This is a genomic window from Arthrobacter sp. E44 (assembly GCF_041877125.1).
Taxonomy (GTDB): domain Bacteria; phylum Actinomycetota; class Actinomycetes; order Actinomycetales; family Micrococcaceae; genus Arthrobacter.
In genome coordinates this window covers 179,141-202,187 of sequence record NZ_JBHDJA010000005.1, presented here as the reverse complement: position 1 = coordinate 202,187, position 23,047 = coordinate 179,141, and the positions used below count along the sequence as shown (strand labels likewise).

The following is a 23,047-nucleotide window of genomic DNA, read 5'->3' as shown; positions in this document are numbered from 1 at the left end:
CATTGCTAAGGAACGTCCCGCAGGAGGCGCACCCGCTTACATGCCACCCACCCAAAGCAAAAACACCGCAACCGTCGACCCCACCGCTCCCGACACGCTCGCCATCGATCTCCGCACCGCCGTGATGCGCACTTCGCGCCGGCTCCGCGTCGAGGCCACCGGCGACGCCATCACCCCCGGCCAGTACACCGTCCTCGCCCTCCTGAACGGCAACGGCCCCAGCACGCTGCGGGACCTGGCCAAAAGCGAGCACGTCCAGGCACCATCCATGACCAGGATCGTCAACGCGCTGGCGGACCAGGGCTTCGTCACCAGAAGCGCCGATCCCGACGACGGCAGGCAGGTCCGTGTGGACATCACCGACGCCGGCAGGACAGTTTTGGAAGAGGCACGGAGCCAGCGGACCGCCTGGCTGGCCCAACGCGTGGCGGGCCTCAGCGAGGAAGACCGGCTCATCCTCAGCCGCGCAGCCCGCATCATGCAGGAAATGAGCGGCAAGTGAGCGCAATGTTCCGGGCCCTCGAAAACCCCAACTACCGCATTTGGGCCAGCGGTGCGATTGTCTCCAACATCGGCACCTGGATGCAGCGGGTGGCACAGGACTGGCTGGTGCTGACCGTCCTCACCGACCACTCGGGTGCCGCCGTCGGCCTCACCACGGGCCTGCAGTTCCTGCCCATGCTGCTGTTCGGCCCCTACGGCGGCGTGCTGGCGGACCGCTACCGCAAGCGCATTATTCTCATGTGGACGCAGCTGGCCATGGGGTTCACCGGCCTCGCCATCGGGCTCCTGGTGGTCACCGGCACCGCCCAGCTGTGGCATGCCTATGTGGCGGCGTTCTGCCTCGGCCTGGCCAGCGCGGTGGATGCCCCCGCGCGGCAGGCCTTTGTTTCCGAACTGGTGGGCCAGGAAAACATCTCCAACGCGGTGGCCCTGAACTCGGCATCATTCAACACCGCCAGGCTCACAGGCCCGGCTATCGCCGGCGTCCTCATCGCTTGGGTGGGCACCGGCCCGGTGTTCCTGCTCAACGCCGCCAGCTTCGCTGCCGTCCTGGTTTCGCTGTTCCGGATCCGTGTCACCCAACCCGCCCCCGCCCCAAAGGGAGAGCGCAACAAGCACCAGGTGGCCGAAGGCGTCAGGTACGTGCGCCGCAGGCCGGACCTGATGCTGATCATGGTCCTGGTGGGCATCCTGGGCGCGTTCGGCATGAATTTTCCCGTCATCAACTCGTTGATGGCCACCACTGAATTCAGCATGGGCCCAAGTGAATTCGGGCTCCTCGGCTCGATCATGGCCGTGGGCACGCTGGCCGGAGCCCTCCTGGCGGCACGCCGCTCCGGACCCCGGCTGCGGTTCCTGCTGGGCGGGGCACTGGGACTGGGAATCTTCACCATCCTGGGCAGCATTGCGCCAACGTTCTGGGTTTACGCCGCCATCCTGATTCCCGTGGGCTTGGCGTCCATTACCTTCCTGAACAGCTGCAACACCAGCATTCAACTCTCGGTGGAGCCGCGATTCCGCGGCCGTGTACTGGCCCTGTACCTGGCCATCCTCCAGGGCGGCACCGCCATAGGTTCACCGCTGGTCGGCTGGATCGGAAGCCAGTTCGGGGCCCGTTGGTCCGTCGCGGTGGGCGGCATCGTGGTGCTGCTCGCAGGCATCGCCGCCGTTGTCGCGGTCACCAGGCGGAACCGGCTCACCCTTCGGGGCGCGCTCCGCCTGGCCTTGGGTCGGCGCGAGCCCGCGGTGCAAGGGCCGGGCAGCTGACCGACCTTAGTCCCCCGATGCCGGCAGGAGCGCTGCGCGGCGGGCGATTTCCTCGTTGACAGAAAGCAGGAGTTGATTAGCGGGGCCGGGTCCATCCGAAGGGGTGGACTGCTCCAGTGCATGCCGCAGCAGGAGCAGGTCGGCGGCCGGAACGAGCGGCCAACGCCGGAAGGCATGGAATCCCCTGCCTTTTGCGGTGGTAGCGGGTCGGATTTTTCCGGTAGGCGGTTGGCCTGCAGCGTTCATCAGCAGCTCTCATGAGTGACTTGCCAGCTGACTGCTCAACCACGGGTAGGGACAAGATAACGAGAAGAGGGCGGTCACGCCACCCATTTCTACAAGCCGTGGATTTATGACGGGCTCTTCCCCACGATGTCCACCGAGATTTCGACCACCGGGGTTGTTCCCTTGTTCTCCAACCAGTGGGTAGTGTGCCGGTCCTCCTTCCAGCCCACACCGGGCCCATACTCGTTGACAGCGCCGTCCCGGTGCTCCGTGACAGTCCCCTGCAGGACGTAGACGGTCCCGGGCCGGCCCTTATGGTCATGGAGCGGGCCGAAGACGCCCCCCGGTTCGATGGTTATCATCCTCATCCGCAACTGACGGCCTTCCATGCCATCGATCTCGCCGCCAAGGTCGACAGTTGCCAGCAACTCCACCGCAACGCCCTTCGCATCAGGCACCGCTTCGTCCCCGCCCATTGCCCTTCCTTTCCTTTGCACCGCTTACGACGGCGGCGCCGGCCTGCCGCTGCCACGCACCCGGGTGCGGGTGCTTGGGCGGCACGTGCCGGCGTCGTACTTCTCTGGGCTGAGCCTGCAACTGCAGGCCCCGGCCGTCAAGACGGAATCGAGGAAATGTTGAGGATATTGCCCTCGCTGTCCATGAACCAGGCACCCTTGCCCATGCCTTCCATGGTGGCGATGCCGTTCTCGGTCTTCAGGCCCGGCATGTCGTAGTCCTCAAAGACCACGCCGCGAGCCCGCAGTTCTTCCACTTCCTTTTCCACATCATCGACGCCCCAGGACATCTGGGTGTTCTTGGCGGAACCTGCGTTGTCCGTCCGGTACAGCAGGAACCCCGTTCCCTTGCCGCACCGGTAGATCAGATTCTCGTTTTCGATGGTCTGTGCCGGTTCAAGGCCCAGCTTGTCCCGGTAAAACTCCCTGGCCCGGTCAATGTCCTTGGCAGGCAGAACAGCCATGAGTTCCTTATCTTTGAGCATGACAACAAACCTCCTTGCGGTGTGATGGCGTTGCTCTCCCCCGAAGACGGCCCGGCCCTCGCCGGACCTCGTGGCCGTCCTTCCCGCCGACTGCCGGGCGGCCACCCGAAACCCCGCTTTGAAGCGGTGGCAGCAGCCATCGAACGCGGGGTCCCCGAAGTCTACGAAGCCATTATGGAACCGAAAACCGCGGGGCGAAATAGGGGATTTTTTTGGGGCTGCAGCCGGGTCCGGCGGCTATTTTCGTGCCGCGCGGACGGCCTTGCGCACCGCAGAACCCGCCGCCGAGACAAGGGGAACCAGGCATACCAGGGCAGCTATGGTGTTGGGGCGGAAGGCCGGTTTTCCGTTCACCGTGCGGTAGACGCCGAGCGGCACAACGAAGCCGCCACCTCCTCCCCCGGACGCCCCTTCTTCTGATTCCGTGCCACCGCCGAAGCCGAAGGACACCAGCGCGACGGGCACGATTTCCTCGCCACCCAGGTTCACAGGGGTTCCATAGGCGCGGGTAACGCCCATGTTCTTAAAGGACTCGGCAAGGGATGCAAGAGTGTCAGCCATGGCCTTACCTTAGGAACTGCCAAGTCCGGGGAGAAGGTCCATAAGTCCCGCCGACGCTGTCAGCTCTTCCCCTACTTGCGGATTTCGGCGATTCGAAGCCGCACGATGTCCTTCACCACGTCCTCAGGAACAGGGTGGCCGGCGGAGAAGCGGATGGTGCCTTTGGACAGCGAAAAGCCTTCAAGCCGGTCCGCCACCGCCTCAACGACGTTGCCCGAGAACGGAAAGATGGAAAGGTGCGTTGCGGCAACCGCCACCGCGAAAAGCGGCTTTCCGTCCAACTTCAGGGCGGGCATCCCGTAGCTCATGCCCTCAGTAGCGTCAGGAGCCAGGGACCGGGCAACGCCGACCATGTGTTGCAGGCAGCCGCGGTCAGGTTCGTGCATCCCGGCCAGTGCGTCGTCCACCACGCCCATCGAAAGCGTCAGCCCTTCCTGGCCGCCACCGCAGATGCCAGCGCTGCCAGCCCCCGCTCATAGTCGGCACCCACCATCTTGTCCATGTCCATGAACAGGGCGAACACCTTGCCCAGGCCCTTGTTCTCCCCCGTCATCCGCCAGGTCACCTCCGTACCCGTGTCCACGGGGGTGAAGCTGAACGTCGTGGGATTCAGTGCCTTGAACGGCCTGGTGAACTGGAGCCGGATCCGGATCAGGCTGGCGGGTATGGATTCGGTGATCTCCATGGTGCCGCTGCCCGCCTTACGGTTGCCCCGCCACTCATACCCCGCGCCCTCTCCGGCCTGGCTGCCGAAGTAACGCCGGTTCATGGAGGGATCAATCGTTTCCCACGGGGACCAGGCCGCCCATTCATGGAAGTTGTTGACCAGCGGAAAGACCTCCTCCGGAGCAGCAGGAATCACAGCAGTACGGCGGACTTCAAAAGCGGACATGGCCCCAGCATAGGATCGGGAGCCACCACACTGAAGACCTTCGTTACGGAAGGACGACGTTTACCGGGTCCTTGCCTTCGAGCAGCAGCCCGATCTGCTTCCGGAGCAGCCGGACCATCCGGGGGAACATGGCAGAGCTGGCGCCGCCCACGTGCGGGGTGATGAGCACGCCGGGGGTGGTCCACAGCGGATGGTCGGCCGGCAGCGGTTCCGGATCGGTCACGTCCAAAGCAACCCGGAGGCGGCCGGTCGAGGCCTCGGCGAGCAGGGCATCGGTGTCCGCTACGGGACCGCGGGCCACGTTGACCAGCAAGGCCCCGTCCGGCATGGCCGCCAGGAACTTGGCGTCCACCAGCTTTTCGGTCTGCTCACTCAGGGGAACACTGACCACCACGATCTCGTGCAGGGGCAACTGCTCGTAGAGCGCATCGATCCCGTAAATGGTTCCGCGTTCGTCTTCCCGCTCCCGGCTGGCCACGCGGGTGACCTCGGTTTCGAACGGCAGGAGCCTTGCCTCGACGGCCTTGCCGACTCCCCCGTAGCCAACCAGCAGCACGCGCCGGTCTGCCAGGCTGGGGCGCTGGCTATTGTCCCAGGTCCCGGTCTCCTGGTTCCGGACAAAGTCCGGGATCCCACGCTGGGAGGCCACCATCATGCCCACGGCGAGCTCCGCCGTCGACGTCTCATGCACTCCGGCCGCGTTGGCGAACGTGACGCCTGCCGGCAAGACCGAGGCGACGCCGTCGTACCCGATGGACTGGCTCTGCACCAGGCCGACGTCGACTCCTTCCAATGCGGCGAGCGCCATCGGCTTGCCCATATAGGCCGGAACCAGCAGGTCAAACCGCCCTTCCGGTGCCGGCTCCGTCAGGTCCCAGCGGACAAACTCGACGCCGTCAATCGGCTCGAGCGCGTCAATGAGCCTTTGATCGGGCAGGCACACGCGCAACCGGGCGCTCATGCGGCGACCATCAGCTTGGTGTTTTGTGCAGGGCGACGGGTGCTCATGCGGCCTCCAGGGTTCCGGGCCCGGCTTCTCGTATCGGGCGTTGAAGTTCCACAAACTAACCTACCGGCAGATGCTCCAAGCTCCGTCTCCTTCACCATAAAACAGGGCCGCGTGAAGCAGTGACGGGGTACCGTGTCACGTCTGTGACAGGCCTTTTGGTCCGGTAAATTTAATGGAGGAATTGTCCGGCGAGCCGAGCCGCATTCCAAGCCCTCCCCCTTGAATGGACCGCACCCCCATGTCTTCCGCGATTTCCGCGCCGTCCCCTACCCGTTTTCCCTACGCCGCGATGGTGGTCCTTGCCACCATCGCGTTTACTGCCATCACCACCGAGCTCCTCCCGTCCGGGCTGCTGCCACAGATCAGCACCGGCTTGGGCGTGTCCGAGCCGGTAGCCGGATACCTGGCTGCGGCCTACGCCGCCGTCATTGTGGTCACGGTGGTACCGGCGGCGCGTCTGCTGGGGAAGATCCCGCGGCACGCCCTGCTGGTGGGTCTGGTCCTGACATTCGCGCTCAGCAACGCACTGGTGGGACTGGCGCCGGACTTCACCTCCGCGATGATCGCCAGACTGGTGGGTGGCCTGGCGCACGGATTGCTCTGGACCACCATGGCACCGTTCGTGTCACGGGTGGTGCCGGCGGACAAGGTAGGCAAGGCCCTGGCCATCGTGTTCAGCGGCAACAGCCTGGGCCTGGCCATCGGAGCACCGGTGGGGACGGCGCTGGGCGGGTTCCTGGGCTGGCGTGCCGCGTTCATGGTGCTCGCCGGGTTCGGCGTGGTCCTGACCGTTCTGGCATTCTGGCTGCTCCCCCGCGTCCAACGCATCAGCGACGCCGCCCGCCCCTCCCTGCGTAAGGCGATCGGCCAGCCCGGCGTGAAATCAGTGGCGGTCGCCTGGCCGCTGCTGGTGCTGGCCCACTTTGCCCTGTTCACGTACATCGCGCCGTTCATCCGTGAAGCGAACCTGCCGGACTACGCCACCAGCCTCTCCCTCACCGTTCTGGGCGGGTCCGGCCTGCTGGGCATCTGGATCGCCGGGCTCACGGTGGATTCCCGTCCCCGGCGTTCGCTGTTGCTGACGACGGCGGCAATCGCCGCATCGATGTTCCTCCTGCCCCTGGCCGTGGGGAACCTTCCCGTCGCCCTGGTGTTGATGACTGTCTGGGGTGCCGGCCTGGGCGCCATCGGTATCTACAACCAGTCCGCGATCCTGCGTGCAGGCGGCGAGTACAGCGAGGCAGCCAACGGACTCACTGTCCTCACCATCCAGTTGGGCATCACCGTCGGCGCCCTCTACGGTTCGGCCGCCCTGGTGGTTGGCGGACCGCTGCTGGTTCCGGCCGCCGCGGCGATCCCGGTGGTGGCGGCGTTCGTCATCACCCTTGCCGGGAAGAGGTACGCCTACCCTCCGGGCCCGCGGGAGCGGATCTGGCTGGAGCCCCGCCCCATCAACGACAAAGTCGAGGATCCCGCCTAGCCCCCGCATCGACTGCTCCCCAGGGTCTCCTGGCCTTCGCAAGCTTGCCCGGGCACCTGCATCGACTGCTCCGTAGATGTCGTTTTCAGCCTTCAGAACGACAAGTACGGAGCAATCGATGGTAAGAATTATGACAAATTAGTCACGAGATTCTTGGAAACCCGTAACCTCCATGACCTGGATTTCGATTCATTAAGTGCGGGGGCAACTCCGCGGAAGTTGAACGCAATCGCAAAATTCGTCAACGGAGGGTCTCATGTCTTTCTTCACCTTTTCAGGCAACAAGCTCGCCATGACCGTGCTGGCGGCAGGCGCGCTCGCGGTCGGCGGAACGGGAGTTGCCGCGATGGCAGAATCATCGCCGGACACGCCGTCCGTCCTTGCGGAAACGGAATCGCCGTCGCCGAGCCCCACGGCAACCGAAACTGAATCACCGTCGCCAAGCCCCACCGCGACGGAAACCGAATCCCCGGAGCCGACTCCCACGGAAACCGAGACGGAGGCTCCGGACCCGACACCAACGGCGACGGAAACGGAGTCGCCGGAGCCCGCCCCTACGGAAACGGCAGACCCTGAACCGTCACAGACATCCACGCCGGCAGGACCTGACGCTTTCGGCCCTGCCGCCTTTGGCCTGTGCAACGCGTTCACCAATGGCGGCCTCGGAACGACGTCCACGGCCTACGCAGCCCTGGTCCAGGCAGCCGGCGGGGAAGGCAGCGTTGGCGCCTATTGCGCCACTGTTGCTGCTCCCCGAGGCGGCGAGGACGGCAGCGATGAGACTGCAACCACCGAGCAGGGCCAGGTGCAACAACAGCAGGTAAAGGAGCAGCGCCAGGCTGCACCCGCCTGGAACGGCGGCGGCCACCAGGCCGCCGGCAATGGCGCCAAGCACGGCGGACATCGGTAGCCTGCCGGCGATGTGCGGTTGCGCCGGGACTTTGAATGTTCCGGCGCAACCACCCATCCGGCGATTGCTGCAAGCGAATCTGCCGCAGGGGGGCGGATGCAGAGGATTGAGCACGAGGCAGAGCGGACCGGCCAGACGGACGAAAGCCGTTTCTGTGCTGCCTACCGTGAATTTTCACCCGGGGTGCTCAGCTACCTCCGTGCCCGCGGCGTCGAGGATCCCGAGGGCCTGACCCAGGAGGTCTTCCTTGCCCTCTATCCGCAGCTCGGCGATGTCCACGGCGGGGTGAAGGGAGTCAAATCCCTGGTCTTCTCCATCGCGCACGCACGCTATGTGGACGAGCACCGGCGGAGGCTCAAAGCGCCCCAGACCACCGATTACGACCCCGCCCAGGACCCGCGGTGCAGCAGCTCGGCAGAAGATGAACTTCTGGCGGTGGAAAACTCAGGCAACGTCAAAGCACTGCTAAACGATTTGCAGCAGGACCAGCAGGAGGTGATTGCGCTGAGGATCGTGGCTGACCTTTCGGTGGAAACGACGGCGGAAATCATGGGCAAGACACCGGGGGCCATCAAACAACTGCAGCGCCGGGCGCTCTGCCGGCTGCGCAAGCTCCGCACCTCATTACGGGAGGACCGGTCATGACAGGGAAAGAGCACTCAAGGCAGGAACGCAGGCTGGATGACGAACGCGCTGTCCAGGAACTGCTGGAAGAGGCTGGCCTCACCGACGATCCGTATCTCCGGGATGTGCTGCTTCAGGTCCGGGAGCTCAAGGTTTCCGATGTCCCCGCGCCGTCCCCACGGCTCATGGCACTACTGGCTGCGTCGGAAACGACAGGCGTGGTCCGCCTGGAAACTGGCAAGCTCCGAAAGAAAAAGCGGGTGGTGCTCACCACGCTGGCGGTGGCCGCGTCGTTTGGTATCGCGGGCGGCGCCGCGGCGGGAGACGGGGATCTCCGGCGTGGAGCTGAGGGAAGCATCAGCACCGTATTGGGGTGGTTCACCCCACCGTCGCCCGCCGCTCCCTTGCCCGTTCCGGGACCGGAACCGGAGGCAACCAGCCCGCCACCCGCCGTCGTACGTGTTTTCCCGCAAGCCCCTACGCCCAGCACTCCGCCCGTTTACGTGCCTGGCCAGGCACCGGAAACTTACCCTTCGCAGGCGGGACCCGGGGAGGTTGAAGGGCCAGCCGACCCGGCTGCAACCGGCCAACCCGACCCCGGCGCCCAGGAGGCCGTTCCCCTGCCCGGTGTGGCAAAAGGCCCTGCCAAGGGACCGGCGTCAGACGCGCCGGGACCACCAGCACAACCTCCAGCAGCAGGAGAGCCGGGAGCCGCGAGGCCGGATCCCCCTGGCCGGGCAGCAAGCGGAGGACCGGCTGGAGGCAACACCGTGGACAAGCCGGCCCCAGCCGCCGGACCCGGAAATAAACGGGCTCCAGCGCGCTAACAGCACGTGGTGGGAGCTGCCGGACCGGGTCAGTCGCGGTACTTTGCCACCGTGAACAGGAAGGTGCAGTCCTCTTCGGCGTGCAGGCTGTGCAGGCCGGGCGGGACAATCAGCAGGTCGCCGGTCTTGCCCTGCCAGGACTCCCCGGAGGCCTTGAGGCTCACGCAGCCCTGGATCACGAAGACCGTGGCGTCCCCGGGGTTCTGGTGCTCGCTGAGCTGTGTTCCGGCTTTCATGGCCATGACGGTCTGCCGGAGGATCTTCTCATGCCCGCCGTAGACGGTGTCAGCAGCACGGCCGTTGGTGGAGGCGAGAGCAGCCTCGAGCTGCTGCCGGGCCAGCGCGTCGATCGATATCTTCTGCATGCGCCCAAGGGTACCCGCGTTCTTCCCGAAGGGGACTCGGTTGGGGCCCCTGCGGTCGGCACCGCTGAGCGGCAGTGCCCGGCAATCCCCTTCCGTGGGGATGGAGCAACAGCGGCGCCGCTCCTAATCTTCGAAGCATGAACACCGCAGCACAGATCTTCGCGGTACTCGCCGCACTCATCTATATCTTCGTGTTTCCGGTGGAGAGCTTCCTTCTTCGACGCAGCCGGTGGGCGCAGAAGTTCCTGAGCACACCGCCCGAGAATGTGTCCGCCGTGATGATGTGGGCCATTCCCACCGGGTACAAAAACCTGGTGATCGCGCTGGGCGTCATCGCCGGGGTGGTCGCCGCCAACTCGGGCCAGCTCGTGGTGGGTTACACACTGGTGGCCTACTGCTGCGCCAACATGGTCCTCACCGCGCCCACCATGCTGCTGGCAGACCTCCAGGGGCATTACCCCAGGAAGTGGGAGAGCGTTCCGGGGACCCTCGCCGCCACGGTTCCAGCCCTGCTGGCCCTGCTCCTCCTGCCCCTGGGGCCCTAGCGGCGGCAGTGGACACGCCACGGCAGTCCCCCGATTTCGACGGCCCGGCAACGGCTTGATAAACGTTAAGAGATGCTAGATGTCCTGAACCCCGCCCTGCCCTTTATCGCCGTGGCCTTGGCGGTGCTGGCCGGACTCGCACTGTCCTGGCTGCTCCGCAAGGTGGTCCTCCGCCTGAACCGGAAACGGCCTGAGCTGCAGGCCACCTCCCGGGTGGCCCGCCAGCCGCTGCGGCTGGCGCTGTGCCTTGTGGGCGTCCGCACTGCGCTGGGCCTGACGGTGGGAAGCGAAAGCTGGCACGCCGCCGTCGACCATTTCCTGCTGATTGCCCTCATCGGTGCCCTCGCCTGGCTGGTCATTGCGGTGCTGCTGATCGTTGAGGCCGTGGTGCTGAACCGGCACAGCGTGGACGTGGCGGACAACCGGCGGGCGCGGCGGCTTCGCACGCAGATGATCCTGGCCCGCCGGATTGCCGTGGCGCTGGTGGTGGTGCTCGCCCTCGGCAGTACCATGCTGACCTTCCCCGCCATCCAGGCGCTCGGTGCCGGACTGCTGGCATCCGCCGGCGTGATCTCCATCGTCGCCGGCCTGGCCGCACAGACGTCCCTGGTGAACGTCTTCGCCGGTATGCAGCTGGCCTTCACCGACGCCATCCGCGTGGACGACGTGGTGGTGGTGCAGAAGGAATGGGGCCGGATCGAGGAAATCACGCTCACCTACGTGGTGGTGCATCTTTGGGATGACCGCCGGCTGATCCTGCCCTCGACCTACTTCACCACCACGCCGTTCGAGAACTGGACCCGCCGCCAGTCCGAGGTGATGGGAACCGTGGAGTTCGACCTCGACTGGCTCCCCCCGTGGAGGACATGCGCACCGAGCTTCGCCGGGCCCTGGCCGGCACCGAGCTGTGGGACGAACGCGTGGGAGTCCTGCAGATTACCGATGCCACCGGCGGGTTCGTCCGCGTCCGGATCCTGGTGAGCGCCGGGGACAGCGCCGCGCTCTTCGACCTGCGCTGCCTGGTGCGCGAAACCATGGTCACCTTCCTCCAGCAGAACCACCCGGAGGCCCTGCCGCACCAGCGCTGGGAGCAGGCAGCGGACAGGAATCCAGCGGACGACGGCGGCACGGGCAACCGGCGCCGGTCACCACTGCGCGGGCTGGGGTCCCCCGCTGCCGCGGGTTCCCGCGCAGCCGATCCGCACGAGTCGCAGCTGTTCACCGGTTCCATTGAGGCGGTGGAGCGGTCGCGCGCCTTCTCCGGACCGGGTGAGGAGGTCTTCGAGGAGCGCGACAGGAACCTGGCCTCCCGAAACTGAGTTCGCCTCGAAAAACCCTTGATAGGTGACCAATTGGTCACCTATCATTGCTGCCATGGACGACGTGTTCAAGGCACTCTCCGACCCCACCCGCCGGGACCTGCTCGATGAGCTGTTCCGCGAGGACGGCCAGACCCTGAGCGCACTTGAGGCACGGTTCGACATGACCCGGTTCGGGATCGCCAAGCACCTCCGCATCCTGGAGGACGCCGGGCTTGTGGTGACCCGTCGTCGCGGACGGGAGAAGCTGCACTTCCTGAATCCGGTTCCCATCCGGCTGGTCCACGACCGCTGGGTCAGCAAATATGCAGAACCATGGGCCGCTGCCCTCAGCGACCTCAAATCCAGATTGGAAAGTCCCATGGAAAAGATCTTTGAGATTTACATCAAGACCACGCCCGAACGGCTCTGGGAAGCCATCACGGACAGCGACATCCGCAGCAAGTACCAGTTCGGCAACACCCTTGAGGCCGACTGGTCCCCCGGCGGCCGGTTTGTCATGGGCAACCCGAAGGCAGGGGCAGCGCTGGGCGAAGGCGAGAACCTTGAGGTGGACCCGCCCCGCCGACTGGTCCAGACCATGCGGGCGCTATGGGGCGAGGACGTTAAGGCTGAGGGCACGTCCAAAATCACCTGGGAAATCGAGCCGGTGGGCGATTCCTGCCACCTCACCGTCACCCACAGCGACTTGCGAGAAGGCGCCAACGAACAGCTCTACGGCGGTTGGCCGATGATCCTGTCCGGCCTGAAGACGTGGCTGGAGACCGGCGAGAAGCTCACCACGCCCGGCTCGCTGATGTACACGTAAAAGGCACGGGCATACGTGGAAGGCGCGACGGCGGCGGCCGCCCCGAGGTGGGACGGCCGCCGTCGTGGAGGTACTTCCGGGACTACGTCCGGGGAATGCGGACGATGGCAGGGCCGGGCCGGTCGGGTGACAGGGTGACTTTGAGTCCATCTGCAGCGGCCTCGACAGTTCCGCCGGGCCCCTCCACCGATGCCCGCGCCACGTCGAACCCGCCCGCGTCCAGCTTCAAGGCGGCTTCCGTTCCGTCGTCCAGCGAGTCAACGAAGGCCACCACCTCCGTTCCGCGGTCCACCCAGCGGATCCAGGAGTCACCGCCGCTTGCCCCCGGACCGTCCTGAAGCGGGCGGGCCCCCACGAGGTACTGCTTGGCGGTGGCCATCCACTTTCCGAGGTCGGTCAGGGCATTGCGCTGGATTTCGGGGATGGTGCCGTCAGCCCGCGGACCGACATTCAACAGGAAGTGGCCGCCACGGGATACGACGTCCGTCAGGTGGCGGGCCAACTGTTGGCCCGTCAACGACTGCTCCGGGCCTTCCACCTGGTTGTAGCCGAAGGAGAATCCGATGCCCCTGCAGTTCTCCCACTCGGATTCGGACTCGTTTTCCCTGGCGGCTTCGTACTCGCTGGTGCCGTAATCCTGGTGGGTAGCGCCCCAACGGTCGTTGACGACCCCGTCCGGAACAGCGGAGTAGAAGTGCTCAAACAGCGTTCCCAGCCCATGCTCGCCAAAGTGCTTGCCGGCGTCGGGCCATTCAATGTCGTTCCACAGGACGTGGGGACGGTACTTGTCCACCAGGTCCACTACGTGGTTGTAGGCGTACTCCGCGTAGCCGGCGTCCTTGGGGCGGGACGTATCGTGGACGCTTTCGCTGGTGGTGTGCGGCGGGAAGGGGCGCACGTGCCAGTCCAGGCCACCGGAGTAGTACAGGCCCAGCTTCAGCCCCTTGTCCTCCACGGCACGGGCAATCTCGCCGATCAGGTCCTTGCGGGGACCACGGTGGACCGTGTTCCGCTCCCCCGTGCCCGGGGCGTCCCAGAGGGCAATGCCATCGTGGTGCTTCGTGGTGGGAACCACGTAATCAGCTCCGGCGGATTTGAACAGCTCCACCCAGTCCGCCGGATCGAACTGTTCGGCCTTCCACTGGTCCAGGAAGGCGTCATAGTCCTCGCCCCCAAACTCTTCCTGGTGGTGCTGCTGGGCAGGGCTGCCGTGAATGCGGATGGTGTTGTAGTACCACTCGGCGTAAGGGTTGTGCTTGAACCACTCGTGATCATCTATGGTGCCAAGGGCGCCGATCGGCTCCGCCCAGGCGGGGACGGAGTAGGCGCCCCAGTGAATGAAGATGCCGAAGGGGGAATTCTGGAACCACTCCGGGACTGGCCGGGATAGGTTGTCCCACTCTTCAGGCGTGGCCGTGCTGTCAGTCATTTTTCACTCCAACTCTTGGTGTGCTGTGGACATTCGTCGTGACGGCAGGATTCTGGAGTTCGCGGTCCGGGATGGCCGTGACGTAGTCCTCCACGGCATACAGATGGTTAGCCATTCTGGTCCGGGCACGGTCAGCATCGTGCCGCCTCAGTGCTTCCAAAATGCCCAGATGCTCGCCATGGGTAGTCCGCAGTCCGGCAGCATCATGGATTGACCGCCACATCCGTCCGCGGACTGTCGTGGTGGAGACCGTTTCAATTAGGGCGGACAGCACATGGTTCCTGGATGACTCCGCGATCAGCCGATGAAACTCAAGATCGCATTGCATGGCTACGTCATGATCGACGGGTTTGGCATGAATGGCGGCGTGTGCCCGATCCAGGATGTGCCCAGCCTGCTCCAGTTGCTGCTCGGTAATGGAAACGGCGGCTGCAGCAGCGGCCTCGGTCTCAAGCGCGCGTCGCACTGTATGCACCTGGTTGGCCCGTTCTCCATCCTGTAGGCCCACCCAGAATTCCAGGGCGGACAGTAGGGCAGAGGGCTCCAGGGTGGTGACGAAAGTACCGGCACCCTGTCTGGTTTCCAGGATCCCCATGGTGGACAGGGCACGGACCCCTTCACGCAGGGACCCACGAGACACCTGCAACTCCGCAGCAAGGTCTTTTTCAACGGGCAGCCGGTCCCCCGGCCGCAGCCGACCGGAAGAGAGCATGTGCTTTACACCGGTGATCACGACGTCGGTTTGCGACATAGGGCCGCCGGACACGAGGTCCACTGCCCCGACGCCTCCTGCGGATCTATCATTCATACACTTTCATCCGATCTATTGGTTGGAAAACCGGGCTGCGTCCTATAGTGTCACGGAAAAGACCAAAATTCATCAGATGTAAAGGTGACCGCGGGGAAGTCACCTGGACTTTCTGGACCGGAGGGAATCGCTTGCCAAAGATCACCGGATTCGATGTGTTTGACGTACGGTTTCCCACGTCGCTGTCGGCGGACGGCTCGGATGCCATGAACCATGATGCCGACTATTCCGCCGCCTACATCGTGCTGAGGACAGACGACCCCACACTGTACGGCTGCGGGTTCACGTTCACCATCGGCCGCGGCAACGAAATCTGCGCCGCCGCCATCGAACTGAGGGCCCGGCTCCTCATGGGACGTGACGCCGACCAGATCGGACTCCACCTCGGGGAGACATACCGGGAGCTCAAGCGCGATTCCCAGCTGCGCTGGCTGGGACCAGACAAGGGCGTGGAGCATCTGGCCCTCGGCGCAGTGATGAACGCCGTCTGGGACCTCGCTGCACGACAGGCAGGGAAGCCCCTGTGGCGGTTCCTGGCGGACATGACCCCGGAGCAAATTGTTGACGCCGCCGACCTGAGCTACCTTTCGGACGCCCTCACCCGGGAAGAAGCGCTGGGCCTCTTGACGCGCCTTGCCCCCACCAGGGACGAGCGCCTCCGGCAACTGACTGAAACCGGCTACCCCTGCTACACCACGTCCGCCGGCTGGCTGGGCTACTCCGACGAGAAGCTCCGACGGCTGTGCCAGGAGGCTGTGGACCAGGGCTACCGCCACATCAAGCTCAAAGTGGGCGCATCCGTGGAGGATGACATCCGCCGCCTCGCAATTGCACGGGAGGTGATCGGTCCCGACGCCAACCTGATGATCGATGCGAACCAGGTGTGGGATGTTCCGCAGGCTATCGACTGGGTGAAGCAACTGGCCGAATTCAGCCCCCTGTGGATCGAGGAGCCAACCAGTCCCGATGATGTCCTGGGGCACGCCGAGATCCGCAGGGCTGTACAGCCCATCGGAGTGGCCACGGGCGAACACGGCATGAACCGCGTGCTCTTCAAGCAGCTCTTCCAGGCCGGCGCGATTGACTACTGCCAGCTCGATGCCTGTCGGCTCGCCAGTGTAAACGAAGTACTCGCAGTCCAGCTGATGGCGGCCAAGTTCGGCATTCCGGTGTGCCCGCACGCCGGCGGGGTGGGTCTGTGTGAGCTGGTCCAGCACCTCTCAATCTTCGACTTCATCGCGGTGTCAGGTGACCTGACGGGGCGGGTGACCGAGTTCGTCGATCATCTGCATGAGCATTTCGTGGACCCGTGCATCATCAAGGACGGCGCCTACGTGATGCCGGCAAATCCTGGATATTCGGCCGAACTCAAGCAGGAGACGCTGCAGGAATATGCCTTTCCCTATGGCAGCTACTGGTCAGGAACCCACAGCGGCCAGGCGGAACAGGCCTGGCGGGCGGGCAACCAACCCGGCCAGGTTGCCTTCGCAAGTGCACGGCTTGGGGCGCAGGCATGATCAACTACACCCTGACCCATCCGGGACTGCTGGCCGCTCTCGCGAAATCCGGCCACGGCTCGCAGATCCTTGTTGCCGACGCCAACTACCCGCACAACACCGGAGCAGCCGCATCGGCCCGTCGCATTGCCCTGAACCTGCGGCCCGGCCTGCTGACGATTGACCAGATCCTCGAAGTCCTGGTCGACGCCGTCCCCCTGGAGGCCGCGGCAGTGATGACCCCGCCGGACGGAAACTGGACGGAGGCCGTCAAGGGCTACGAACGGACGTTGGGCACGGAAGTCCCCATCACGTCCCATCAGCGCTTCGAGTTCTATGACGCCGCACGCTCGCCCAACGTCGCCGTCGTCATTGCCAGCGGCGACACCCGGCACTACGCCAATCTGCTGCTCACCATCGGCGTGCGGCCCGACGGCACGGCCTGATGAAGGTGCCTTCACTGCAGGTGGTTGACTCACACGTCCACGTCTGGGATCCGGCCGTGCTGGACTACGCCTGGCTGGCCGAGGCTCCGGCCCTGAACAAGCCTTTCCTGCCGACGGATCTTCCGTACGACGGTTACAACACGCGGGGCGCCGTCTTCGTGCAGGCCGACTGCCGTGATGACCAGGCACTGAAGGAAGTGGACTGGGTGTCGGGCATTCGGACGGACTGGCCCCAGCTGGCCGGGATCGTGGCGTTTGCCCCCATCAGCAAGGGCGAAGCCGTGGAGAAGGACCTTGGCCAACTTCTGGAACGGCCCCTGGTCCGCGGCGTGCGGCAGCTGTTCCAGGACCGGGACGAACCCTTTATGCTGCACCCTGACACCTTGGCGGGAGCACGGCAGGTTGCCGGCGCCGGGCTGGTTTTCGACGCGTGTGTCCGCTGGTGGCAGCTTGCAGCGCTGGCCGAATTCGCCCGCCGCGTGCCCGGCCTCGCGATCGTGCTGGACCACATGGGCAAGCCGCCCATTGCCAGCGGAGAGCTCACCGCCTGGCGCAACGGCATGCAGGAGCTGGCCCGGTGCGGCAACGTCGTCGTCAAAATCTCCGGTGCCGGCGCAGAAGCTGACCCGGAGCGTGCCCTGGCTCCCCAGGCACTGCCGTTCATCCAGGAAACGCTGGCTCTCTTCGGGGCGGAGCGCTGCATGGTCGGCAGCGACTTCCCTGTCTCCCTGTCACACCCCGGTGCTTACCTTGACTGGATCACCACGGTGGAGCACGCGATGGCGGGCGCGTCGGAGGGCGAACGCAGCAAGGTTGCGCAGGAGACCGCAGTCTGCGTCTACAGGCTGGAAACGGCAGCAGAACAGGCAAGCCCAGAAGAGGAGAAGGACTGACATGCGCGCAGAAACCCGCACCATTCCCGGTACTGACGTCCAGCTGCCGGTGCTCGGCTTCGGCGGGGCACCGATCGGCAATCTCTACCGGGAGGTACCCGAACAGGAAGCGGTCGACGCCGTCACCGCGGCTTGGGAGGGCGGGGTGCGCTATTTCGACACCGCGCCGCACTACGGGCTGGGACTTTCCGAACGGCGCCTGGGTGCCGCGCTGGCAGGGAAGGACCGCGACAGCTATGTGCTCAGCACGAAGATTGGGCGGCTGCTGCGGCCCAACCCGTCGCCCCGAGGCAAGGACACGGAGGGCTTCGACGTGCCTGACAATGTCCACCGGGTCCGCGATTACTCACGGGACGGAGTGCTGCGCTCTATAGAGGAAAGCCTGCAACGGCTGGGCACCGACCGGATCGACATCGTTTACATCCATGACCCGGACGACTACTGGACCGAGGCCGTTGAAGGCGCGGCCCCGGCCCTGTCCGCGCTCCGCGACGAAGGGGTGATCGGCGCCTGGGGTGCCGGCATGAACCAGTCCGAAATGCTCCACCGGTTCGTCACCGAGACGGACATCGACGTGATCATGCTTGCCGGAAGGTACACACTGCTGGAGCAAGGCGCGGCACGGGACCTGCTCCCGGCGTGCGTGGAACGCGGCGTCGGCGTGGTGAATGTCGGCGTCTTCAATTCCGGGCTGCTGTCCAAGGAACGCCCAGCCGCCAACGCCACCTACAACTACGCACCTGCCCCGCAGGAACTGCTGGACAGGGCGAACCTGCTGGCGGACATCTGCGAATCGCACGGGACCACCCTGCCGGCGGCCGCCCTCCACTACCCGTACCAGCACCCCGCCGTGACAAGCGTCGTCCTTGGCATGCGGACGCCGGCGCAGGTGAAGCAAAACCTGGACCTCGCCGCCCAAAGCGTCCCGACAGAGTTGTGGGCTGACCTGCGCGAGCGCGGACTGATCGCCTGAAAGCACAATCACGTACTACCGAGAAAAGAAGAAACGAATGCAATTTGCGCGCATAGGTGCCACCGGCAAGGAAACCCCTGCCGTGCTCCACGACAAGAAGTACTACTCCCTGGAGCGCGTGACGCGCGACATCGACGCCGACTTCTGGGAATCCGATGGGCCAGGACGGGCGGCAGCAGCACTGGCCGCCGGTGAACTGGCGGAACTCGCCGTTGACGGAGCCCGGATCGGTGCCCCGATCGCCAGGCCGTCCTCGGTGATCTGTGTGGGCATGAACTACGCAGCCCACGCCGCGGAGTCCGGCTCCGCACCCCCTTCGGTCCCCATCATCTTCCACAAGGCCCCCAACACCGTGGCCGGGCCGTTCGATGCGGTGGCCATTCCACGCGGTTCCACCAAGACCGACTGGGAAGTGGAACTTGGCGTGGTCATCGGGCGGCGCGCCTCCTACCTGGACTCCCCCTCCCAGGCCCTCGACTACATCGCGGGCTTCGTCACCGTCAACGACCTGTCGGAGCGGACGTTCCAGCTGGAGGTATCCGGCGGCCAGTGGTCCAAGGGAAAGAGCTGCGCGGGTTTTTGCCCCACGGGCCCTTACCTGGTGACCCCCGACGAGGTGGATGCCCGCGACCTGCGGCTTCGCAGCTGGGTGAACGGCGAAATCCGCCAGGACTCCTCCACCCGCGACCTGATCTTCGGCGTGGAGCAGGTGATCTATGACCTCAGCCAGTTCCTGGTCCTGGAGCCGGGGGACCTCATCTGCACCGGCACCCCGGAGGGAGTGGCCCTGTCCGGACGTTTCCCTTACCTAAAGGCTGGGGACGTCGTCGAACTTGAAGTGGCTGGACTGGGCCGCCAGCGCCAGGAATTCTTCCAGGGCTAATCACGAAAGGACCAAACAATGGAGTTTGCGGGAATCAAGGCAATCGTCACCGGCGGAGCGTCGGGGATCGGGGCCGCCACAGCCAAACTGCTCCAGGAGCGCGGGGCTGAGGTCGCGGTACTGGACCTTAACCCTGACCACGCACCGGCGGGAGTCAAAGCCATCCACTGCGACGTCTCCGACGACGCCTCCGTCCGCCGGGCCATCGAAGAGGCTGCGGAGCAGCTTGGCGGGATCGACGTCGTGGCCAACAATGCCGGGGTGGGTGCCCAGGGCACCATCGAGGACAACGACGACGACGAGTGGCACCGGGTGTTCGACATTAACGTGCTGGGCATGGCCCGCGTGTCAAGGGCTGCCCTGCCGCACCTGCGCCGGTCCAGCCACGCGGCGATCGTCAACACCTGCTCTGTTGCAGCCACCGCCGGGCTCCCCCAGCGGGCCCTCTACAGCGCAACCAAGGGGGCCGTGTTGTCACTCACCCTGGCCATGGCCGCCGACCACCTGCAGGAGGGCATCCGGGTCAACTGCGTGAACCCGGGGACTGCGGACACTCCGTGGATCGGACGGCTCCTCGCCAGCGCACCGGATCCCGCCGCGGAACGGGCGGCGCTGGAAGCACGCCAGCCGCACGGCCGGCTGGTCTCCCCGGAGGAAGTCGCGGGAGCTGTGGTCTACCTTGCCAGCCCGCTCTCCGGGTCCACCACCGGAGTTGACCTGGCAGTGGACGGAGGGATGCAGGCACTTCGGCTTCGGCCCCGCCCTGCCGTTTCCTGAGCAGCACGGCAACAGGCACGCGCCACCGGGCCCGTAGCTCGGTAAGGTCGTGTCATGGACAGCGGTGCCCTGGTCAATATCGCGTTGGTTCTCGGTTTCGTGTTGCTGGGCGGGGTATTCGCCGCGGCGGAGATGGCCCTGGTGTCCCTGCGCGAAAGCCAGGTGCGCCGCATCGAAAAGTCGGGCGACACCGGGGCCCGGACAGCAGCCCTGGCCCGCAACCCCAACCGGTTCCTCTCCACGGTCCAGATCGGGGTGACCCTGTCCGGGTTCTTCTCGGCAGCCTACGGCGCCTCGGCGATCGCACCCGGCGTCGTCCCCCTCCTGGAAGCCCTGGGACTGGGTGCGGCGGCCGGGCCCGTGTCCTTCATCGGCATGACCCTGCTGGTGGCCTACCTGTCCCTGGTGCTGGGCGAACTGGCGCCCAAACGGCTGGCGCTGCAAAGCCCCGTCGCCTTCACCAGGGTCCTGGCCCCGCCGCTCATCAGCCTTTCAAGGATCATGCGGCCCGCCATCTGGCTCCTGTCCGTCTCCACCGACGCCGCCGTCCGGCTCTTCGGCGGGGACCCACGCGCCAAGCGGCCGGGCATCACTTCCGAGGAACTGTGGGACATGGTGGCAGAGAACGAAATGCTCGAAGAGAGCAGCCGGCGCATCCTGGCCGACGTGTTCGGTGCCGGAGACCGCACCCTGCAGGAGGTGATGCGTCCCCGCACGGAGGTCATCTTCATCGACGGCGCCATGACCATCGCCGATGCCCGCAAAATGGTACGCGACGGCCCCTATTCCCGATTCCCGGTCATTGGCAGCAGTCCCGACGACGTCCTGGGCTTTGTGCACATCCGCGATTTGATGCCGGGCGGCGAAGTGCAGGACCAGGCGCCGGTGCGCGACATCGTCCGGGAGATCCTTGCCATGCCGGGGACCAACCGGGTACTGCCGTCGCTGTCCCGGATGCGCAGGACGAACCAGCACATCGTGCTGGTGGTGGACGAATACGGCGGCACGGACGGCGTGGTGACGCTCGAAGACCTGGTGGAGGAACTGGTCGGCGAAATTTACGACGAGTACGACACCGGCGCAGAGCATGAGGACCGCGTCAGCATGGCCAACGGCACCATCGACGTGGACGGGGGCCTGATCCTCCAGGAGTTCACCGCGGCGTCCGGCATTGCCCTGCCGGAGGGCCACTACGAGACAGTGGCCGGGTTCATGATGGACCGACTGGGCCGCCTCCCCACTGCAGGCGACAGGGTCCAGATCCCCGGCTACGTCCTGACGGTCCTCAGCATGGACCGGCTGCGGATAGCCCGGGTCCGCGTCACGCCAACCCCAAACCAGTCCGGCTGACTGGTTGAAAGGAGTACGACGGCGGCCCAAAGGTTTTTGCTCCCAGCGGCCCGGGGTGGCTCCGCCGCTCCTAAGCCGCACCGGCTCCCTCATGGGACCAATGGCCCTACGGCCGGGAGCGGGCGGCACCCACAGTTAAGGGGCGGCTGGCCGTTGGGGCCAGGAGCGGCTGGGGGCCTGTTTCCGCTGCACCATCGGGGCACAGGGCACGTGCTCCCTTACCCCGGCAGGACACATGGCCATGTTCACGAAACGTACCACCCTCATCGGCGCCGCCCTGGCCCTTGGCGCTGCGGCCTTCGCAGCCCCCGCGCAGGCCGCGGGCAGCAACGGCGCGGACGTCACCAAGTTCAACGAGTGCACGGTCTACGGCAGCTACCAGGACTGCCGCACTGGGACCGCGCTCACCCACCAGGTTTCGACCCGCAGCGGCATCCAGTCCACCTCGTCCGCCAGCAACTACACGGACACCCTGACCGCCACCAACGGCGGAACTGTTCTCACCGCCATCAGGACCCAGACGCACTCGCACACACTCGTACGGGACGGGCAGCTCATCGAGAGGGGCCAGCACTACCGGGAGCAGACCACGGACGGTAGCCGGCAGTGCTGGGAACGGGAGGACTCCCACCAGACAGGTGACAAGGTCCAATACGACCGTGAGGCACACCACTGCCACTGATCCGGGTTTCGGCAAACCCTGCTGGTAGGGCTCGTGGCCGGGCGTCAGCGCAAGCAGCCGCCGCTCCTACTCCTCCAGGCTCCGCTCCAGGAAAGCGAGCGTGCGGGTCCAGGAGTCGGCGGCGGCTTCCGCGTTGTAGGTGTATTTGTTGGTGTCCTTGAAGAAGGCGTGGCCGGCGCCCGGGTACACCACCGCTTCGAAGTCCACCCCGGCTGCCCGCATCCGTACTTTCAGCCCGGGCAGCTCCTCCATGAGGGCTGCATCCTGCTGCCCGTAAAAGGCCAGGACGGGGCAGTTGATCGCGCGCAGCTCTGCGTCCTTGAATTCGGCGTGCCCGTAGAAGGGGACGGCGGCGCGCAGCCGGGGTTCGGCAACGGCCAACGAGAACGTGTACGTCCCACCCAGGCAGAAGCCCGTTGCGGCGACGCGGCCGGTCAGTCCGGCCACGCCTTCCAGGTGGTCGAAACACACGTGCAGCGCAGCGACGGCGTGCTTGGCGTACTCAGGGGAACGGATGGGCGCCATGTGCTTGCGCAGGCGCGGCTGGGCATTGCTGCGTTGTTGGGGATCAAAGGCGGCCTCCTGCAGTTCCCCGCTGAGATCCGGCACACCCCCGGCTCCGGACAGCAGGTCCGGGGCGACCGCCAGGTAGCCTTCCGCAGCAAAACGGTCTGCCACGTCCCTGGTGTGCCCCACCAGGCCCCACACTTCGTGGACCACCACCAGCCCGCCCTTGGGCGTCCCGGCCGGTTCACTGACGTACGCCTGGACCGAGGTTTCGGCGTTGCCAAGAGTCATCATGTTTCCCATGGGCTGTAAGTCTTTACCCGGTTGCTCAGTGAGCGGCTGGCAGGCTGGTGCTGTGGCCGGGCTGGGGTGTGACTCACCCATGGGTTTGCCTCCGAGCTCAGTATTTCGGAGTGCGCTTTCTTGGATATGTCCGCCCTGGCCGGGCCCAGCATCGGTTGTGTCTAC

At 65.6% G+C, this 23,047-nt stretch carries 27 protein-coding genes; 17 read left to right on the top strand and 10 right to left on the bottom strand.

Translation table 11 applies throughout. The annotated features are described in order from the left end of the window. Positions 1-40: 40 nt before the first annotated feature. Together ACETK3_RS06990 and ACETK3_RS06985 are read left to right on the top strand one after the other, a co-directional pair. Positions 41-502, top strand: coding sequence for a MarR family winged helix-turn-helix transcriptional regulator (locus ACETK3_RS06990; RefSeq protein WP_237429951.1), 462 nt, complete (start codon positions 41-43; stop codon positions 500-502). Next, positions 499-1,770, top strand: a complete 1,272-nt coding sequence (locus tag ACETK3_RS06985; protein ID WP_237429950.1) for an MFS transporter — start codon at positions 499-501, stop codon at positions 1,768-1,770. The genes ACETK3_RS06990 and ACETK3_RS06985 overlap by 4 nt, the downstream gene beginning before the upstream one ends. A gap of 350 nt (positions 1,771-2,120) precedes the next feature. Here ACETK3_RS06985 and ACETK3_RS06980 read toward each other — a convergent pair whose 3' ends face one another. The 6 genes from ACETK3_RS06980 to ACETK3_RS06955 form a co-directional block, all read right to left on the bottom strand. After that, a complete protein-coding gene (locus tag ACETK3_RS06980; protein ID WP_237429949.1) occupies positions 2,121-2,471 on the bottom strand; it encodes a cupin domain-containing protein in 351 nt (116 codons plus the stop codon). A 137-nt stretch (positions 2,472-2,608) separates the two neighbouring features. Further along, positions 2,609-2,995, bottom strand: a complete 387-nt coding sequence (locus tag ACETK3_RS06975) for a VOC family protein (protein ID WP_236801293.1) — start codon at positions 2,993-2,995, stop codon at positions 2,609-2,611. Between the two features lie 237 nt (positions 2,996-3,232). Continuing rightward, a complete protein-coding gene (locus ACETK3_RS06970; protein ID WP_236801292.1) occupies positions 3,233-3,556 on the bottom strand; it encodes a hypothetical protein in 324 nt (107 codons plus the stop codon). A gap of 71 nt (positions 3,557-3,627) precedes the next feature. Further along, a complete protein-coding gene (locus tag ACETK3_RS06965; protein WP_236821406.1) occupies positions 3,628-3,972 on the bottom strand; it encodes an iron chaperone in 345 nt (114 codons plus the stop codon). Positions 3,973-3,980: 8 nt separating this feature from the next. Next, positions 3,981-4,448: an SRPBCC family protein gene (locus tag ACETK3_RS06960; protein WP_236801290.1), complete on the bottom strand. Its 468-nt coding sequence runs from the start codon at positions 4,446-4,448 to the stop codon at positions 3,981-3,983. Between the two features lie 43 nt (positions 4,449-4,491). Continuing rightward, positions 4,492-5,409, bottom strand: coding sequence for a 2-hydroxyacid dehydrogenase (locus tag ACETK3_RS06955; protein ID WP_237429948.1), 918 nt, complete (start codon positions 5,407-5,409; stop codon positions 4,492-4,494). Positions 5,410-5,695: 286 nt separating this feature from the next. Between ACETK3_RS06955 and ACETK3_RS06950 the strand changes: the two genes are divergently transcribed. The 3 genes from ACETK3_RS06950 (at position 5,696) to ACETK3_RS06940 (ending at position 8,492) form a co-directional block, all read left to right on the top strand. Then, entirely contained in the window at positions 5,696-6,937 is a 1,242-nt protein-coding gene (locus ACETK3_RS06950) for an MFS transporter (protein ID WP_236801288.1), read from the top strand. A 256-nt stretch (positions 6,938-7,193) separates the two neighbouring features. Then, positions 7,194-7,847 carry a hypothetical protein gene (locus ACETK3_RS06945; RefSeq protein WP_237429947.1) on the top strand — a complete coding sequence of 218 codons (654 nt, stop codon included), beginning with the start codon at positions 7,194-7,196 and terminating at the stop codon, positions 7,845-7,847. Positions 7,848-7,943: 96 nt separating this feature from the next. Beyond that, on the top strand, positions 7,944-8,492 hold the full coding sequence (locus ACETK3_RS06940) for an RNA polymerase sigma factor (protein WP_237429946.1): 549 nt from the start codon (positions 7,944-7,946) through the stop codon (positions 8,490-8,492). Positions 8,493-9,327: 835 nt separating this feature from the next. On the opposite strand, the gene ACETK3_RS06935 is transcribed toward ACETK3_RS06940, so the two are convergent. Further along, positions 9,328-9,663, bottom strand: coding sequence for a cupin domain-containing protein (locus tag ACETK3_RS06935; protein WP_237429945.1), 336 nt, complete (start codon positions 9,661-9,663; stop codon positions 9,328-9,330). A 137-nt stretch (positions 9,664-9,800) separates the two neighbouring features. Here ACETK3_RS06935 and ACETK3_RS06930 point away from each other — a divergent pair, with 137 nt between their 5' ends. The 4 genes from ACETK3_RS06930 to ACETK3_RS06915 all read left to right on the top strand — a co-directional run bounded on the left by ACETK3_RS06930 (position 9,801) and on the right by ACETK3_RS06915 (position 12,335). Next, complete coding sequence (locus ACETK3_RS06930) at positions 9,801-10,208, top strand: DUF1304 family protein (RefSeq protein WP_236801284.1); 408 nt, start codon at positions 9,801-9,803, stop codon at positions 10,206-10,208. Between the two features lie 72 nt (positions 10,209-10,280). After that, positions 10,281-11,189 carry a mechanosensitive ion channel family protein gene (locus ACETK3_RS06925; protein WP_237429944.1) on the top strand — a complete coding sequence of 303 codons (909 nt, stop codon included), beginning with the start codon at positions 10,281-10,283 and terminating at the stop codon, positions 11,187-11,189. Further along, positions 11,129-11,527, top strand: a complete 399-nt coding sequence (locus tag ACETK3_RS06920; RefSeq protein WP_237429943.1) for a hypothetical protein — start codon at positions 11,129-11,131, stop codon at positions 11,525-11,527. Before ACETK3_RS06925 ends, ACETK3_RS06920 begins: the two co-directional genes overlap by 61 nt. 55 nt (positions 11,528-11,582) lie before the next feature. Continuing rightward, the gene (locus tag ACETK3_RS06915; protein WP_236821390.1) at positions 11,583-12,335 is read left to right on the top strand and encodes a metalloregulator ArsR/SmtB family transcription factor; all 753 of its coding nucleotides are present in this window, start codon (positions 11,583-11,585) and stop codon (positions 12,333-12,335) included. A gap of 82 nt (positions 12,336-12,417) precedes the next feature. Here the strand turns inward: ACETK3_RS06915 and ACETK3_RS06910 are convergent, their stop codons facing one another. Together ACETK3_RS06910 and ACETK3_RS06905 are read right to left on the bottom strand one after the other, a co-directional pair. Continuing rightward, positions 12,418-13,764 (bottom strand): alpha-L-fucosidase, encoded by a 1,347-nt coding sequence (locus ACETK3_RS06910; protein ID WP_237429942.1) that lies wholly within the window; start codon positions 13,762-13,764, stop codon positions 12,418-12,420. Next, positions 13,757-14,572 carry a FadR/GntR family transcriptional regulator gene (locus tag ACETK3_RS06905; RefSeq protein ID WP_237429941.1) on the bottom strand — a complete coding sequence of 272 codons (816 nt, stop codon included), beginning with the start codon at positions 14,570-14,572 and terminating at the stop codon, positions 13,757-13,759. The genes ACETK3_RS06910 and ACETK3_RS06905 overlap by 8 nt, the downstream gene beginning before the upstream one ends. Positions 14,573-14,703: 131 nt before the next feature. Between ACETK3_RS06905 and ACETK3_RS06900 the strand changes: the two genes are divergently transcribed. From ACETK3_RS06900 to ACETK3_RS06865, 8 genes are all read left to right on the top strand, one after another. Continuing rightward, a complete protein-coding gene (locus ACETK3_RS06900; RefSeq protein ID WP_237429940.1) occupies positions 14,704-16,089 on the top strand; it encodes an L-fuconate dehydratase in 1,386 nt (461 codons plus the stop codon). Continuing rightward, entirely contained in the window at positions 16,086-16,514 is a 429-nt protein-coding gene (locus ACETK3_RS06895; protein ID WP_237429939.1) for an RbsD/FucU family protein, read from the top strand. The genes ACETK3_RS06900 and ACETK3_RS06895 overlap by 4 nt, the downstream gene beginning before the upstream one ends. Beyond that, complete coding sequence (locus ACETK3_RS06890; protein WP_373992692.1) at positions 16,514-17,407, top strand: amidohydrolase; 894 nt, start codon at positions 16,514-16,516, stop codon at positions 17,405-17,407. Before ACETK3_RS06895 ends, ACETK3_RS06890 begins: the two co-directional genes overlap by 1 nt. A 1-nt stretch (position 17,408) precedes the next feature. After that, complete coding sequence (locus tag ACETK3_RS06885) at positions 17,409-18,380, top strand: aldo/keto reductase (protein WP_237429937.1); 972 nt, start codon at positions 17,409-17,411, stop codon at positions 18,378-18,380. Between the two features lie 37 nt (positions 18,381-18,417). Then, complete coding sequence (locus ACETK3_RS06880) at positions 18,418-19,263, top strand: fumarylacetoacetate hydrolase family protein (protein ID WP_236801277.1); 846 nt, start codon at positions 18,418-18,420, stop codon at positions 19,261-19,263. 18 nt (positions 19,264-19,281) lie between these two features. Further along, positions 19,282-20,040, top strand: a complete 759-nt coding sequence (locus ACETK3_RS06875) for an SDR family NAD(P)-dependent oxidoreductase (protein WP_236801276.1) — start codon at positions 19,282-19,284, stop codon at positions 20,038-20,040. Positions 20,041-20,094: 54 nt separating this feature from the next. After that, positions 20,095-21,390, top strand: coding sequence for a hemolysin family protein (locus ACETK3_RS06870; RefSeq protein ID WP_236801275.1), 1,296 nt, complete (start codon positions 20,095-20,097; stop codon positions 21,388-21,390). A 241-nt stretch (positions 21,391-21,631) separates the two neighbouring features. Next, positions 21,632-22,072, top strand: coding sequence for a hypothetical protein (locus ACETK3_RS06865; protein WP_236801274.1), 441 nt, complete (start codon positions 21,632-21,634; stop codon positions 22,070-22,072). A gap of 66 nt (positions 22,073-22,138) precedes the next feature. Here the strand turns inward: ACETK3_RS06865 and ACETK3_RS06860 are convergent, their stop codons facing one another. Continuing rightward, positions 22,139-22,882 carry a dienelactone hydrolase family protein gene (locus tag ACETK3_RS06860; protein ID WP_373992691.1) on the bottom strand — a complete coding sequence of 248 codons (744 nt, stop codon included), beginning with the start codon at positions 22,880-22,882 and terminating at the stop codon, positions 22,139-22,141. Positions 22,883-23,047 lie beyond the last annotated feature (165 nt).

Bases quoted from the DNA above. Each gene is read 5' to 3' on its own strand.
- ACETK3_RS06940 (WP_237429946.1), top strand. From the start codon at position 7,944: ATGCAGAGGATTGAGCACGAGGCAGAGCGGACCGGCCAGACGGACGAA.
- ACETK3_RS06880 (WP_236801277.1), top strand. From the start codon at position 18,418: ATGCAATTTGCGCGCATAGGTGCCACCGGCAAGGAAACCCCTGCCGTG.
- ACETK3_RS06960 (WP_236801290.1), bottom strand. From the start codon at position 4,448: ATGTCCGCTTTTGAAGTCCGCCGTACTGCTGTGATTCCTGCTGCTCCG.
- ACETK3_RS06915 (WP_236821390.1), top strand. From the start codon at position 11,583: ATGGACGACGTGTTCAAGGCACTCTCCGACCCCACCCGCCGGGACCTG.
- ACETK3_RS06875 (WP_236801276.1), top strand. From the start codon at position 19,282: ATGGAGTTTGCGGGAATCAAGGCAATCGTCACCGGCGGAGCGTCGGGG.
- ACETK3_RS06950 (WP_236801288.1), top strand. From the start codon at position 5,696: ATGTCTTCCGCGATTTCCGCGCCGTCCCCTACCCGTTTTCCCTACGCC.
- ACETK3_RS06945 (WP_237429947.1), top strand. From the start codon at position 7,194: ATGTCTTTCTTCACCTTTTCAGGCAACAAGCTCGCCATGACCGTGCTG.
- ACETK3_RS06965 (WP_236821406.1), bottom strand. From the start codon at position 3,972: ATGGGCGTGGTGGACGACGCACTGGCCGGGATGCACGAACCTGACCGC.
- ACETK3_RS06925 (WP_237429944.1), top strand. From the start codon at position 10,281: ATGCTAGATGTCCTGAACCCCGCCCTGCCCTTTATCGCCGTGGCCTTG.
- ACETK3_RS06990 (WP_237429951.1), top strand. From the start codon at position 41: ATGCCACCCACCCAAAGCAAAAACACCGCAACCGTCGACCCCACCGCT.
- ACETK3_RS06975 (WP_236801293.1), bottom strand. From the start codon at position 2,995: ATGCTCAAAGATAAGGAACTCATGGCTGTTCTGCCTGCCAAGGACATT.
- ACETK3_RS06980 (WP_237429949.1), bottom strand. From the start codon at position 2,471: ATGGGCGGGGACGAAGCGGTGCCTGATGCGAAGGGCGTTGCGGTGGAG.
- ACETK3_RS06930 (WP_236801284.1), top strand. From the start codon at position 9,801: ATGAACACCGCAGCACAGATCTTCGCGGTACTCGCCGCACTCATCTAT.
- ACETK3_RS06890 (WP_373992692.1), top strand. From the start codon at position 16,514: ATGAAGGTGCCTTCACTGCAGGTGGTTGACTCACACGTCCACGTCTGG.
- ACETK3_RS06860 (WP_373992691.1), bottom strand. From the start codon at position 22,882: ATGGGAAACATGATGACTCTTGGCAACGCCGAAACCTCGGTCCAGGCG.
- ACETK3_RS06865 (WP_236801274.1), top strand. From the start codon at position 21,632: ATGTTCACGAAACGTACCACCCTCATCGGCGCCGCCCTGGCCCTTGGC.
- ACETK3_RS06910 (WP_237429942.1), bottom strand. From the start codon at position 13,764: ATGACTGACAGCACGGCCACGCCTGAAGAGTGGGACAACCTATCCCGG.
- ACETK3_RS06895 (WP_237429939.1), top strand. From the start codon at position 16,086: ATGATCAACTACACCCTGACCCATCCGGGACTGCTGGCCGCTCTCGCG.
- ACETK3_RS06955 (WP_237429948.1), bottom strand. From the start codon at position 5,409: ATGAGCGCCCGGTTGCGCGTGTGCCTGCCCGATCAAAGGCTCATTGAC.
- ACETK3_RS06885 (WP_237429937.1), top strand. From the start codon at position 17,409: ATGCGCGCAGAAACCCGCACCATTCCCGGTACTGACGTCCAGCTGCCG.
- ACETK3_RS06905 (WP_237429941.1), bottom strand. From the start codon at position 14,572: ATGAATGATAGATCCGCAGGAGGCGTCGGGGCAGTGGACCTCGTGTCC.
- ACETK3_RS06935 (WP_237429945.1), bottom strand. From the start codon at position 9,663: ATGCAGAAGATATCGATCGACGCGCTGGCCCGGCAGCAGCTCGAGGCT.
- ACETK3_RS06870 (WP_236801275.1), top strand. From the start codon at position 20,095: ATGGACAGCGGTGCCCTGGTCAATATCGCGTTGGTTCTCGGTTTCGTG.
- ACETK3_RS06970 (WP_236801292.1), bottom strand. From the start codon at position 3,556: ATGGCTGACACTCTTGCATCCCTTGCCGAGTCCTTTAAGAACATGGGC.